The organism is Microbacterium sp. H83 (assembly GCF_001650405.1).
Lineage (GTDB): Bacteria > Actinomycetota > Actinomycetes > Actinomycetales > Microbacteriaceae > Microbacterium.
The window spans coordinates 121,524-134,608 of the sequence record NZ_LWCU01000023.1 but is presented as its reverse complement, the minus strand read 5'-3'; the positions used below and the strand labels follow the sequence as shown (position 1 = coordinate 134,608).

Annotated in this window: 11 protein-coding genes and 2 tRNA genes; 11 read left to right on the top strand and 2 right to left on the bottom strand. The window is 68.5% G+C overall.

Features of this window, described 5'->3' with window-relative positions; translation table 11 throughout:
• The 10 genes from uvrA (at position 1) to A4X16_RS10950 (ending at position 11,390) form a co-directional block, all read left to right on the top strand.
• A complete protein-coding gene (gene uvrA / locus A4X16_RS10995) occupies positions 1-2,889 on the top strand; it encodes an excinuclease ABC subunit UvrA (protein ID WP_067120458.1) in 2,889 nt (962 codons plus the stop codon).
• Entirely contained in the window at positions 2,889-4,802 is a 1,914-nt protein-coding gene (gene uvrC, locus A4X16_RS10990) for an excinuclease ABC subunit UvrC (protein WP_067120456.1), read from the top strand. The genes uvrA and uvrC overlap by 1 nt, the downstream gene beginning before the upstream one ends.
• Positions 4,803-4,832: 30 nt before the next feature.
• Complete coding sequence (gene rapZ / locus A4X16_RS10985; RefSeq protein WP_067120454.1) at positions 4,833-5,705, top strand: RNase adapter RapZ; 873 nt, start codon at positions 4,833-4,835, stop codon at positions 5,703-5,705.
• A 68-nt stretch (positions 5,706-5,773) separates the two neighbouring features.
• On the top strand, positions 5,774-6,751 hold the full coding sequence (whiA, locus tag A4X16_RS10980; protein ID WP_067120452.1) for a DNA-binding protein WhiA: 978 nt from the start codon (positions 5,774-5,776) through the stop codon (positions 6,749-6,751).
• 193 nt (positions 6,752-6,944) lie between these two features.
• Complete coding sequence (locus A4X16_RS10975) at positions 6,945-7,571, top strand: superoxide dismutase (protein ID WP_067120450.1); 627 nt, start codon at positions 6,945-6,947, stop codon at positions 7,569-7,571.
• Between the two features lie 115 nt (positions 7,572-7,686).
• On the top strand, positions 7,687-8,697 hold the full coding sequence (gap, locus tag A4X16_RS10970; RefSeq protein WP_067120448.1) for a type I glyceraldehyde-3-phosphate dehydrogenase: 1,011 nt from the start codon (positions 7,687-7,689) through the stop codon (positions 8,695-8,697).
• A gap of 9 nt (positions 8,698-8,706) precedes the next feature.
• Complete coding sequence (locus tag A4X16_RS10965; RefSeq protein ID WP_067120446.1) at positions 8,707-9,921, top strand: phosphoglycerate kinase; 1,215 nt, start codon at positions 8,707-8,709, stop codon at positions 9,919-9,921.
• Positions 9,912-10,703 (top strand): triose-phosphate isomerase, encoded by a 792-nt coding sequence (gene tpiA, locus A4X16_RS10960; protein ID WP_067120444.1) that lies wholly within the window; start codon positions 9,912-9,914, stop codon positions 10,701-10,703. Before A4X16_RS10965 ends, tpiA begins: the two co-directional genes overlap by 10 nt.
• Positions 10,704-10,788: 85 nt before the next feature.
• Positions 10,789-11,037 (top strand): preprotein translocase subunit SecG, encoded by a 249-nt coding sequence (gene secG, locus A4X16_RS10955; RefSeq protein WP_067120442.1) that lies wholly within the window; start codon positions 10,789-10,791, stop codon positions 11,035-11,037.
• Positions 11,037-11,390, top strand: a complete 354-nt coding sequence (locus A4X16_RS10950; protein ID WP_067120440.1) for an RNA polymerase-binding protein RbpA — start codon at positions 11,037-11,039, stop codon at positions 11,388-11,390. The genes secG and A4X16_RS10950 overlap by 1 nt, the downstream gene beginning before the upstream one ends.
• A 70-nt stretch (positions 11,391-11,460) precedes the next feature.
• On the opposite strand, the gene A4X16_RS10945 is transcribed toward A4X16_RS10950, so the two are convergent.
• Both A4X16_RS10945 and A4X16_RS10940 read right to left on the bottom strand, forming a co-directional pair.
• Entirely contained in the window at positions 11,461-12,663 is a 1,203-nt protein-coding gene (locus A4X16_RS10945; protein WP_067120438.1) for a hypothetical protein, read from the bottom strand.
• Between the two features lie 109 nt (positions 12,664-12,772).
• A tRNA-Gly gene (locus tag A4X16_RS10940) sits at positions 12,773-12,843 on the bottom strand.
• A gap of 110 nt (positions 12,844-12,953) precedes the next feature.
• Here A4X16_RS10940 and A4X16_RS10935 point away from each other — a divergent pair.
• Positions 12,954-13,027, top strand: a tRNA-Pro gene (locus A4X16_RS10935).
• The last annotated feature ends 58 nt before the right edge of the window (positions 13,028-13,085 follow it).

Below are 13,085 nucleotides of genomic sequence, written 5' to 3'. Positions count from 1 at the left end.
GTGCCCATCGTCCCCGTTGCATCCCCAGGAAAACTCAGTGTTCGCGGTGCCCGCGTACACAATCTGAAGAACGTCGACATCGACATCCCGCGCGACTCCCTGGTCGTGTTCACGGGCCTGTCCGGGTCGGGAAAATCGAGTCTCGCGTTCGACACCATCTTCGCCGAGGGGCAGCGTCGGTACGTCGAGTCGCTGAGCGCCTACGCGCGTCAGTTCCTCGGTCAGGTCGACCGACCCGACGTCGACTTCATCGAAGGCCTCAGCCCCGCGGTGTCGATCGATCAGAAGTCGACGAACCGCAACCCGCGGTCGACCGTGGGCACGATCACCGAGATCTACGACTACATGCGTCTGCTGTGGGCGCGCATCGGCATCCCGCACTGTCCCGAGTGCGGGGAGCGCATCCAGCGTCAGACGGTGCAGCAGATCGCCGACCAGCTCATGGAGCTGCCCGAGCGCACGCGCTACCAGATCGTCGCGCCGATCGTCTCGCAGAAGAAGGGCGAGTTCGTCGACCTGTTCCGAGAGCTCGGCGCGAAGGGCTACGCGCGCGCGATCGTCGACGGCGACCTCATCCAGCTCGCCGAGCCTCCGACGCTCAAGAAGAGCTACAAGCACGACATCGCGGTGGTCGTCGACCGTCTGGTCGCCGCGGACGACATCCTCGGCCGCGTGACCGACTCGGTGGAGACCGCGCTCGGCCTCGCCGGCGGCGTGGTGCAGGTGAACTTCGTCGACGAGGAGGGCGACGCCGCCTGGCAGTCCTTCTCCGAGAAGCTGGCGTGCCCGAACGGTCACGCGCTGACGCTGACGGAGATCGAGCCCCGCACGTTCTCGTTCAATGCGCCCTTCGGCGCGTGCCCCGCGTGCTCCGGCCTCGGGACGCGCATGTCGGTCGACGTCGACCTGATGCTCGGCGACGAGGAGCTCTCGATCCGCGAGGGTGCGATCATCCCCTGGACGACCCAGGGCAAGGGACTCTTCCAGTACTACGAGCGACTCCTCGAGGGTCTCGCCTCGGACCTCAAGTTCTCCCTCGACACGCCCTGGCAGGATCTCCGGGTCGACGTCCAGGACGCGATCCTCCGCGGTGACAACTACAAGGTCACGGTGAAGTGGAAGAACCGGTACGGCCGGGAGATGCGATACTCCTCGGGCTTCGAGGGCGTCGTGCCCTACATCGAGCGCCAGTACGCCCAGGCCGAGTCCGACACGCAGCGTGCACGCTGGGGCGAATACCTCCGCGAGGTGCCCTGCCCCGTCTGCGACGGCAACCGCCTCAAGCCCGAGGTGCTCGCGGTGCAGGTGCACGGCCATTCCATCGCCGAGGTGTCGCACCTGAGCCTCGCCGACGCCCGCGCGTTCATGGAGACGCTGACCCTCACCGACCGGGAGGCGAAGATCGCGGCGCAGGTCCTGCGCGAGATCCGCCTGCGCCTGGACTTCCTGCTCCAGGTCGGTCTGTCGTACCTCAACCTCAGCCGCTCCGCCGGGTCGCTCTCGGGCGGTGAGGCGCAGCGCATCCGTCTCGCGACGCAGATCGGCTCCGGTCTGACCGGCGTGCTGTACGTGCTCGACGAGCCGTCGATCGGCCTGCATCAGCGCGACAACCGACGCCTCATCGACACGCTCCTCAAGCTCCGCGACCTCGGCAACACGCTGATCGTCGTCGAGCACGACGAAGAGACCATCGAGGCGGCCGACTGGGTGGTCGACATCGGCCCCGGTGCCGGCGTGAACGGCGGCGACGTCGTGCACTCCGGCCCGTACTCGGCGCTGCTCGCGGAGTCGGACTCCATGACGGGCGACTACCTCTCGGGACGCCGTGAGATCCCCACCCCCGCGAAGCGGCGCAAGCTCGACAAGAAGCGCATGCTCAGCGTCGTCGGCGCGCGGGAGAACAACCTCAAGAACGTGAGCGTCAACTTCCCGCTGGGGGTGCTCACCGCGGTCACCGGCGTGAGCGGCTCGGGCAAGTCGTCGCTCGTGAACGACATCCTGTATCAGGTGCTCGCATCGCGGCTGAACGGCGCGCGCACGGTCCCGGGCAAGCACACCAGGGTGAGCGGCCTCGACAACCTCGACAAGGTCGTGCACGTCGACCAGGCGCCGATCGGCCGCACCCCGCGCTCGAACCCGGCGACCTACACCGGCGTGTTCGATCGCATCCGCACGCTCTTCAGCGAGACGCCGGAGGCGAAGGTCCGCGGCTACCAGCCGGGCCGCTTCAGCTTCAACGTGAAGGGCGGTCGGTGCGAGGCGTGCTCCGGCGACGGCACGATCAAGATCGAGATGAACTTCCTGCCCGACGTCTACGTCGACTGCGAGGTGTGCCACGGCAAGCGCTACAACCGTGACACTCTCGCCGTGCACTACAAGGGCAAGAACATCGCCGAGGTGCTCGAGATGCCGATCGCCGAAGCCGCGGAGTTCTTCGAGCCCATCCAGGCGATCCACCGCTACATGAAGACGCTGGTCGACGTGGGCCTCGGATACGTGCGACTCGGGCAGTCCGCGACCACCCTGTCGGGCGGCGAGGCACAGCGCGTGAAGCTCGCGACGGAGCTCCAGCGCCGCAGCAACGGCCGCAGCATCTACGTCCTCGACGAGCCGACCACCGGTCTGCACTTCGAAGACGTCCGCAAGCTCCTCGAGGTCCTCAACGGCCTCGTCGACAAGGGCAACACGGTGATCGTGATCGAGCACAACCTCGACGTGATCAAGTCCGCGGACTGGGTCATCGACCTCGGGCCCGAGGGCGGATCCGGCGGTGGGGAGATCCTCGCCACCGGGACCCCCGAGCAGATCGCCCGCGTCGAGGAGAGCCACACCGGCCAGTTCCTCGCGGAGATCCTGGGTGAGGGGCGCGCCGCGAAGAAGGCCAGCTGATGGCGGACGTGCTGCCGTACAAGCCGCGGACCGGTGAGATACCGACCGATCCCGGCGTGTACCGCTTCCGTGACGCCGACGGGCGCGTGCTCTACGTCGGGAAGGCCAAGAACCTCCGGCAGCGGCTGTCGAACTACTTCGCACCGCTGCGGACGCTGCACGAGCGCACCCGTCGCATGGTGACGACGGCGGCGTCGGTCGAGTGGACGGTCGTGCCGACCGACGTCGACTCGCTGCAGCTCGAGTACATGTGGATCAAGGAGTTCGATCCGCCCTTCAACGTCCGCTACAAGGACGACAAGTCGTATCCCTTCATGGCGGTCACTCTCGGCGATGAGGCGCCGAGAGTGATCGTGACCCGCAATCACAAGATTCCCGGGGCGCGGTACTTCGGGCCCTATCCCAAGGTGTGGGCCGTCCACGAGACCATCGACCTGATGGTGAAGGCTTTCCCGATCCGCACCTGCAGCGACTCGAGCTACAAGCGGGCGATGCAGACGGGCAGGCCCTGCTTCCCGGGGCAGATCGGCAAGTGCGGCGGTCCCTGCTCGATGACGGTCTCCATCGAGGAGCACCGCGCCATGGTCGACGACTTCGTCGCCTTCATGGCCGGAGGGGATGAGCGCTTCACTCGCGAGCTCCGCAAGCGCATGCTGTCCGCATCCGCGGCGATGGACTACGAGGCCGCGGCGAAGTACCGCGACAAGCTCACGGCGATCGACGCCGTGCTCGGCAAGAGCGCGCTGGTGCTTCCCACCGACGAGGACGCCGATCTGTTCGGCATCGCCGAGGACGAGCTCGCGGCGGCGGTGCAGCACTTCGTGATCCGGGGCGGTCGCATCCGCGGTGTGCGCGCGATGACGATCGAGAAGGAGATCGACATCTCGACCGCCGACCTCGTCGACCAGGTGCTCCAGCGCGCCTACGGCGACGCCCAGGACGTACCCAAACGCGTCTTCGTGCCCTCGCTGCCCGACGACGCCGCGGACCTCGAGGTGTGGCTGCGGGAGCGACGGGGCAGAAGGGTCGAGATCGCGGTGCCGCAGCGCGGACAGCGCGCCGACCTCATGCGGACGGCGACCATCAACGCGCAGCAGGCGCTCATCCGGCACAAGACCCGCCGCACGAGCGACTACGTCGCACGCACCCAGGCGCTCACCGATCTGCAGGAGGCACTGGGCATGGCCGAGGCGCCGCTGCGCATCGAGTGCTTCGACATCTCCCATCTCGGCGGGACCAACGTCGTCGCCTCGATGGTCGTCTTCGAAGACGGCCTGCCTCGGAAAGACCAGTACCGCTCCTTCAACATCCCCGAGACCACGGACGACACCGACTCCATGTACCAGGTGCTCCGTCGCCGGCTCGCCTATCTCGACCGGCCCGAGGAGCAGACCGACGACGTCGTGCTCGACGACACGGCCTCGGGCGAGCAGGAGGCGACGGTCAAGCGCCGCCCGCGTTTCGCCTACCCGCCGCAGCTGCTCCTCGTCGACGGCGGGCAGCCGCAGGTCGAGGCCGCCGCTCGTGCGCTGCGAGACGCCGGTCACACGGAGATCGCCGTGTGCGGGATCGCGAAGAGGCTGGAGGAGATCTGGCTGCCGGGGGAGGACTTCCCCGTGATCCTCCCTCGCACGAGCGAGTCCCTCTACCTGCTGCAGCGGCTGCGGGATGAGGCGCACCGCTTCGCCATCACGCATCAGCGTAAGAGGCGCAAGAACGACATCACCACGGTGCTCGCCGAGGTGCCAGGACTCGGGGCGTCGCGCATCAAGGTCCTCCTCAAGCACTTCGGCTCGGTCGCCGCGCTCCGCACCGCGGAACCCGGCCAGATCGAGGAGGTCCAGGGGATCGGACCGGTGCTCGCGCAGAACATCCACACCCATCTCTCCACCCGACAGCCCGGCACTCGGTAGGCTTGTCGGGGCGGGGGAGAAGGAGTGATGATGGCTGACGACGACAAGGGCGAGTTCCTCATCGTCACGGGGATGTCGGGAGCCGGCCGCACGACCGTCGCGAACGCTCTCGAGGACCTCGGCTGGTACGTCGTGGACAACCTCCCTCCGCAGATCCTCCGGCCGCTGCTGGACCTGACCGACATGGGCGGTCCCGCACTGCCCAAGGTCGCCGCGGTCGTCGACGTCCGCGGACGCAACCTGTTCGACGACTTCCCCGGGGTGGCCAGGGCACTCCGCTCGCGCGGATCCATCCGCGTGCTGTTCCTCGACGCGTCGGACGACGTCCTGGTGCGCCGCTTCGAGTCGGTCCGACGTCCGCACCCGCTGCAGGGCGACGGCACGCTGCTCGACGGCATCCGCACCGAGCGCTCGCGCCTCGCCCCGATCCGCGAGTCCGCCGACATGGTGATCGACACCTCGTCGCTGAACATCCATCAGCTCGCCACCCAGGTGTCCGACCTCTTCTCGGAGGAGGGTGCCGCCCGGCACCGCGTCACGCTGATGAGCTTCGGGTTCAAGTACGGGCTGCCCACGGACGTCGACCTCGTCGCCGACATGAGGTTCCTCCCCAACCCGTTCTGGAACGAGGAGCTGCGCGGGCTGACCGGTCAGGACGAGACCGTCCGCGAGTACGTCCTGTCGCGGGACGGGGCCGCCGAGTTCCTCGACGCCTACTCCGCGGCGCTCACGCCGGTGCTCGAGGGCTACCAGCGCGAGAACAAGAGCCACTCGACCGTCGCGATCGGCTGCACCGGAGGCAAGCACCGGTCGGTGGCCATGGCCGAGGAACTCGCGCGCCGCCTCGCCGCCGTGCCGGGCGTCGCGGTCAACGTGCGTCATCGGGACCTCGGCCGGGAATAGCACCCGCCTCCGCCCGAGTAAGCTGGAGGTTTGCGTCGCGATCCGGCGCGTGAGCGTAGAGGAGTGTCGTGGCACTAACCACCGACGTCAAGGCTGAGCTGGTCAGCATCCGTAATGCACCCCCCACGGTGCGTGTCGCGGAGGTCACATCGATCCTCCGGTTCGCCGGTGGACTGCACTCCATCGCGGGGCGGGTCGCCGTCGAGGCCGAGGTCGACGCCGAGGTCCTGGCGCAGCGTGTGGCCCGCGACCTGGCCGAGATCTACGGTGTGCGGCCGGAGATCGCGCAGGTCCAATCGAGCACCGCGAACGACGGAGCCCGGTGGGCCGTCCGCGTGATCGCCGCCGGCGAGACCCTCGCCCGGCAGACCGGTCTGCTCGACCAGCGCCGCCGTCCGGTGCGCGGACTGCCCAATCGACTGACCACCGGCTCCCGCGCCGAGGTCGCCGGCCTCTGGCGGGGCGCGTTCCTCGCCGCCGGGACGCTCAGCGAGCCCGGTCGCTCGGCCATGCTCGAGGTCGCCTGCCCCACGTCGGAGGCCGCGATGGCCCTCGTCGGCGCGGCCCACAAGCTCGGCGTCGCCGCGAAGGCGCGCGAGGTCCGCGGCATGCCCCGCGTGGTCGTCCGCGAGGGAGAGGCCATCCGCACCATCCTCAGCGAGATGGGCGCGCAGAAGACCGCCGTCGCGTGGGAGGAGATGCGACAGCGCCGCGAGGTCCGGGCCGGCGTCAACCGCCTCGTGAACTTCGACGACGCCAACCTGCGCCGCTCCGCGCAGGCCGCCGTCGCCGCGTGCGCTCGCGTCGAGCGTGCTCTGGAGATCCTCGCCGACGAGGTCCCCGATCACCTGAAGGTCGCCGGCGAGCTCCGACTCGCCCACCGAGACGCGAGCCTCGACGAGCTCGGTCACCACGCCGACCCGCCCATGACGAAGGATGCCGTCGCCGGCCGCATCCGCCGCCTGCTGGCCATGGCCGACAAGCGCGCGCAGCAGGAGGGCATCCCCGGCACCGAGGCCGCGGTGCCCGCGGGACTCGACGTCTGACCGGCGCGAGCGCACGAAAACAGAAGAGAGGCGGCCCTGTCAAGGGGCCGCCTCTCTTCGTCATACGGCGGAAGGATCCGGGACGCGCACGCGTTGTCGTCACTAGGATGAGTTAAGTCCGCTCCGCACCGCACTTCGGTGGCGCGGAGGATCGGCAAGCGCCGCGGCGCGGCGCGGATTGGATGAAAGCGAAATGGCGACCTACACGCTCCCCGACCTCCCGTACGACTTCGCAGCACTGGAGCCGCACATCAGCGGCAAGATCATGGAACTCCACCATGACAAGCACCACGCGACCTACGTCGCCGGCGCCAACACCGCTCTCGAGGGTCTCGCCGAAGCCCGCGAGACCGGCAACCTCGCGAACGTGAACAAGCTCGAGAAGGACCTCGCGTTCAACCTCGGCGGTCACGTCAACCACTCCATCTTCTGGACCAACCTGTCGCCGAACGGCGGGGGAGAGCCCGAGGGCGAGCTGAAGGCGGCCATCGACGAGTTCTTCGGCTCGTTCGAGAAGTTCCAGGCGCACTTCACCGCCAACGCGCTGGGCATCCAGGGCTCCGGCTGGTCGGTGCTGAGCTGGGACTCGATCGGACAGCGTCTGATCATCCAGCAGCTGTTCGACCAGCAGTCGAACACCGCCCAGGGCACCGTCCCGCTGTTCCAGCTCGACATGTGGGAGCACGCCTTCTACCTCGACTACCTGAACGTGAAGGCCGACTACGTCAAGGCCGCCTGGAACATCGCCAACTGGGAGTACGTCGCCCAGCGCTTCGAGGTCGCCCGCGAGAAGACGAACGGCCTGCTGGTACTGTCGTAATCGGGTCGCGTCCCGACGGGCCTGGTCTCGTCGGGACGCCATCTCAGCCAAAAACCCCCGCGCATCGCGTACGCATCTCTGCTGCGCACAGCGCATGAGAAACAGGGAGACCTGAGTGTCTGTCAAGATCGGCATCAACGGCTTCGGCCGTATCGGACGCAACTACTTCCGCGCGGCTCTCGCGCAGGGCGCTGACCTCGAGATCGTCGCGGTCAACGACCTCACCGACAACAAGACTCTGGCGCACCTGCTGAAGTACGACTCGGTCGGAGGCGTCCTGGACGCCGAGATCAGCTACGACGAGGAGAGCATCACCGTCAACGGCAAGGCCATCAAGGCGTTCGCCGAGCGCGACCCCGCCAACCTCCCCTGGGGCGAGCTGGGCGTCGACATCGTCATCGAGTCGACCGGCTTCTTCACCAAGGCCGAGGCCGCCAAGAAGCACATCGATGCAGGCGCCAAGAAGGTCCTCATCTCCGCTCCGGGCACGGGCGTCGACGCGACGTTCGTCATGGGCGTGAACGAGGACCAGTACGACCCCGCCGCGCACCACATCATCTCGAACGCGTCCTGCACCACGAACTGCCTCGCGCCCCTCGCGAAGGTGTTCAACGACGAGTTCGGCATCGACCGCGGCTTCATGATGACCGCGCACGCGTACACCGCGGACCAGAACCTGCAGGACGGCCCGCACAGCGACCTGCGTCGCGCTCGCGCCGCCGCGATCAACATCACCCCGGCGTCCACCGGAGCGGCCAAGGCCATCGGCGAGGTGCTCCCGGAGCTCAACGGCAAGCTCAGCGGCTCGTCGTACCGCGTCCCGGTCCCCACCGGCTCCATCGTCGACCTCACCCTCGTCACCGACCGCGAGAACCTGACGGTCGAAGAGGTCAACGAGGCCTACAAGAAGGCCGCTGCCGACGGTCGCCTCGCCGGCTACCTGCAGTACAACGCCGACCAGATCGTCTCGAGCGACATCGTGCACAACCCGCACTCGTCGATCTTCGACTCGACCCTGACCAACGTCAGCGGCAACCTGGTCAAGGTCTCCAGCTGGTACGACAACGAGTGGGGCTACTCCAACCGTCTCGTCGACCTGACCGAGTACGTGGCCGAGCGTCTCTGAGACACTCCCATGACTCTGCGCACCCTGGATTCGCTGGGTTCGCTCGAGGGCAAGCGCGTCATCGTCCGTTGTGATCTCAACGTCCCCCTGCGGGACGGGACCATAACGGACGATGGCCGTGTGCGCGCCTCGCTGCCGACCCTCAACGCTCTCATCAACGCCGGCGCCCGCGTCGTCGTGTGCTCGCACCTCGGCCGCCCCGACGGCGCGCCCGACCCGCAGTACAGCCTGGCGCCGGTCGCCCAGCGCCTCTCCGAGCTGCTCGGCAAGCCGGTCGCGTTCGCGCGCGACACCGTCGGCGAGTCGGCGCAGGAGGCCGTCGACTCCCTCGAGGACGGCGGCGTCGTCGTGATCGAGAACCTGCGCTTCAACGCGGGCGAGACCTCGAAGGACGACGCCGAGCGCGGCGCGTTCGCCGCGCAGCTGGCGGAGCTCGGCGACGTCCTCGTCTCCGACGGCTTCGGCGTCGTGCACCGCAAGCAGGCGAGCGTCTACGACCTCGCCGAGCTCATCCCGTCGGCGGCCGGTCTGCTCATCGCGGCCGAGCTCGAGGTGCTGGACCGTCTGACCGAGAACCCCGAGCGGCCTTACGCGGTCGTTCTCGGCGGCTCCAAGGTGAGCGACAAGCTCGGCGTCATCTCCCACCTCCTGCCCCGCGTGGATCGCATCCTCGTCGGTGGCGGGATGCTGTTCACGTTCCTCAAGGCGCAGGGCCACGACGTCGCGTCCAGCCTGCTCGAGGAGGACCAGCTCGAGACGGTGCGCGGCTATATCGCCGAGGCGGAGAAGCGCGGGGTCGAGCTCGTCCTCCCGACCGACGTCGTCGTGGCGGAGTCGTTCTCTGCGGACGCCGCTCACGAGACCGTGTCCGCGGACGCGATCGAGAGCACCGCGTTCGGCGCGGCGGGCATCGGCCTCGACATCGGGCCGGAGACCGCGGCACGCTTCGCGGAGGTCATCCGCGGGTCGAAGACGGTGTTCTGGAACGGGCCCATGGGCGTGTTCGAGTTCCCTGCGTTCGCGAACGGCACGAAGGCCGTGGCCCAGGCGCTCACCGAGGTCGACGGGCTGAGCGTCGTCGGCGGCGGCGACTCCGCCGCTGCGGTGCGTCAGCTCGGCTTCGCGGACGACCGCTTCGGTCACATCTCGACCGGCGGCGGAGCCAGCCTCGAATTCCTCGAGGGCAAGAGACTACCCGGACTGGAGGTGCTCGGATGGGCATGAACACCCGTACCCCGCTGATCGCGGGCAACTGGAAGATGAACCTCGACCACCTGCAGGCGGTCGCCTTCGTGCAGAAGCTGCACTGGACGCTCAAAGACGCCAAGCACGAGGACGGCTCCGTCGAGGTCGCGGTGTTCCCGCCCTTCACGGACATCCGCAGCGTGCAGACGCTGATCGATGCCGACAAGATCCCGTTCGCCCTGGGCGCGCAGGACGTCTCCGCACACGACTCCGGCGCGTACACCGGGGAGGTCTCGGGCGCGTTCCTGGCGAAGCTCGACGCGAAGTACGTCATCATCGGCCACTCCGAGCGGCGCGAGTACCACGCCGAGACCGACGAGGTCGTCGCCGCGAAGACGAAGGCCGCGCTGAAGCACGGCCTGTCGCCCGTCATCTGCGTCGGCGAGACCTCCGAGGATTTGGAGAAGTTCGGCGCGAGCGCTGTTCCGGTCGGTCAGCTCGAGACCGCCCTGCAGGGACTCTCGAAGGACGCCGACATCGTCGTGGCCTACGAGCCCGTCTGGGCGATCGGCTCCGGACAGGCGGCGACGCCGCAGCAGGCGCAGGACGTCTGCGCGGCCCTGCGCGCCGTCGTCGCGAAGGTGCTCGGAGACGAGGCGGCAGCCCGCACCCGCATCCTCTACGGGGGATCGGTGAAGGCGGCGAACATCGCCAGCTTCATGCGGGAGCCCGACGTCGACGGTGCCCTGGTCGGAGGCGCGAGCCTGGTCGTCGACGAGTTCGCGGCCATCATCCGCTTCGAGAAGCACGTCGGGGTATGAGCGCGTGCGGCGGGGCTCCGGCCCCGCCGCACCGTATACTTGACCGTTACGGGGGCAGTCCTGCCCCAGCGAAAGGCTCTTCCTCGTGGAAATTCTCGAGTTCGTCCTGCAGGTCGTGCTGGGTATCACCAGCGTCCTGCTGACCCTCCTCATCCTGCTCCACAAGGGTCGCGGCGGCGGCCTGTCCGACATGTTCGGCGGAGGCATGTCCTCCGCCGTCGGCTCGTCGGGCCTCGCAGAGCGCAATCTCAACCGATTCACGGTGATCCTCGCGCTCGCGTGGTTCGTGGCGATCGTCGCGCTCGGTCTCATCACGAAGTTCCAGGTGATCTGATGGCTACCGGTGGAAACGCCATTCGCGGCACCCGTGTCGGTTCCGGCCCCATGGGGGAGCAGGACCACGGCTACCACGCCGACCGCATCGCGGTCTCCTACTGGGACGGACTCGGTAACGAGACGGTGCGCTACTTCGCCGCCGGCCTCCCCGAGGAGGAGATCCCCGACACGATCGACCACCCGCAGTCCGGCCTCCCCGCCGGACGCGACAAGGCGAACCCTCCCGCGCTGGCGAAGGCCGAGCCCTACAAGACCCACCTCGCCTATGTGAAGGAGCGGCGCACCGACGAGGAGGCCGTCCAGCTCCTCGAGGACGCGCTTACCCAGCTGCGCGAGCGCCGCGGTCAGTGACCTCGAGCCCTCAGGGGACAGAAGCCGTCGCGATCCGTCGCGGCGGCTTCTTCGTGTCCGGCGCGGTCTCTCAACGGCAGGCGAGCGCGGCGTCGATGTACGACTGGGGCGGGTAGCCGTAGGCCCACACGCCATTGGCGTCGTCACTGAAGCCCATCCCGATCGCCCACGCCGTCGCCCACTTCTCGATGCTGTCCTGCGTGGTGGAGTCGTACATGTCCTCGCACTTCACGCTGATCGCGTGTCCGACCTCGTGCGCGACGAGCGCCTTGCTCCGATCGGCGGGCCACTGCTCGGCGACGGAGTTCGACAGCTCGATCACCGCCCTGTCCGGCTCGTCCCACCACCAGGTGGTCAGGCCGCCCATGCTGCCGTTGAATCCGGCGTTGTTGACGACCGGGCTCCAGTCGAACTCGATCAGGACGCCGGGGGCCAGGGACCGCGCGAACGCCTCGATCTCGAGACGCACCGACTGCAGAGGGCCCGCCTTCTCCGCGAGCTCGGCCTGCTCCGAAGCGACGACCTGCCCTGCGGCATCCTGCAGAGCGACCAGCGCTCCGACCGCCTGGTCGTCGAGCGCGGAGGCGAGAGTGACGTCCGTCGCGGCGTCGCGCAGGGCGATCACGGCGTCGTTCTTGGCGGACAGGTGCGCGGCCTCGAACGAGCTCGCGGCGGTCGCGGCCGAGCCCAGCACGGCGAGGCCGGCATCGGTGAGCGAGGCGTTCGCGGTGTCCAGCTCGGGGGACTGCGCGGCGAGGTCCCGACCGACGCGCTCGAGGTCGTCGGTCCGCTCGGCGAGACCCTCGGACGCCGCGAACAGCTCCCAGAAGAAGGAGGGCTTCGGTCCGGCGCCCGGGATCGACTCGCCGAGGAGTCGGCGGGCCGCCTCGTCGGCCTCCCGGGCATCGCCGACCGCGGCGGTCAGGGCGTCCCTCGCGGCGGGATCGACGAGAACCCCGCTGTCGCTCTGGAGGAGGAGGTCAGCGACCTCCGCGGTGCCCGCGACCATGTCCGCGGCCCCCTGCACCACAGACATCGCGGATCGGGTGGAGGTGCGGGTGTCGTCGAAGTCGGACCGGGCCTCGTCGTAACCGAGATTCGCGGCCACCTGCAGCGCTGAGAGGATGCCGGCGACCAGCAGGATGCCGAGGGCGCCGAGGAGCCACCCGGCCCGGCGTCGCGGGCGTCTCTGCGCCGGCGAGGCGCTGTGGAAGACGGGGGGCAGCGTGTGCCCGCCGGGTGGGGGATCGACGAAGCCGGTGGGGACGGACATGCGGTGGAGACCTCCGGTCAAGACCTGCGTATGTCGACTCTGCCAGAAGGAGGTCCATCGGTTCGACAAAAAGACGAAGGCCCCCGCATCTGCGGAGGCCTTCGGAGCGAGGGGCTGACGAGAATCGAACTCGCATCATCTGTTTGGAAGACAGAGGCTTTACCACTAAGCTACAGCCCCGTTGTCGGCGGAGACCCGTGGAGTCGGTGCCGACTCATCGATCATAGCGGACTGGCGGGGGTGCTCTCGTCCGTTAGACTCGGTGGGGCTGAATCTGCGTGCGGATTCCCCGGGGCGTAGCTCAGTTTGGTAGAGCGCCCGCTTTGGGAGCGGGAGGTCGCAGGTTCAACTCCTGTCGCCCCGACACGGCACGATCGGCCCGACAGCCGCGATCCAGCGCGGAAACCACAAGGAGAACACAC

Bases quoted from the DNA above. Each gene is read 5' to 3' on its own strand.
- tpiA (WP_067120444.1), top strand. From the start codon at position 9,912: ATGGGCATGAACACCCGTACCCCGCTGATCGCGGGCAACTGGAAGATG.
- uvrC (WP_067120456.1), top strand. From the start codon at position 2,889: ATGGCGGACGTGCTGCCGTACAAGCCGCGGACCGGTGAGATACCGACC.
- A4X16_RS10965 (WP_067120446.1), top strand. From the start codon at position 8,707: ATGACTCTGCGCACCCTGGATTCGCTGGGTTCGCTCGAGGGCAAGCGC.
- A4X16_RS10975 (WP_067120450.1), top strand. From the start codon at position 6,945: ATGGCGACCTACACGCTCCCCGACCTCCCGTACGACTTCGCAGCACTG.
- rapZ (WP_067120454.1), top strand. From the start codon at position 4,833: ATGGCTGACGACGACAAGGGCGAGTTCCTCATCGTCACGGGGATGTCG.
- A4X16_RS10945 (WP_067120438.1), bottom strand. From the start codon at position 12,663: ATGTCCGTCCCCACCGGCTTCGTCGATCCCCCACCCGGCGGGCACACG.
- A4X16_RS10950 (WP_067120440.1), top strand. From the start codon at position 11,037: ATGGCTACCGGTGGAAACGCCATTCGCGGCACCCGTGTCGGTTCCGGC.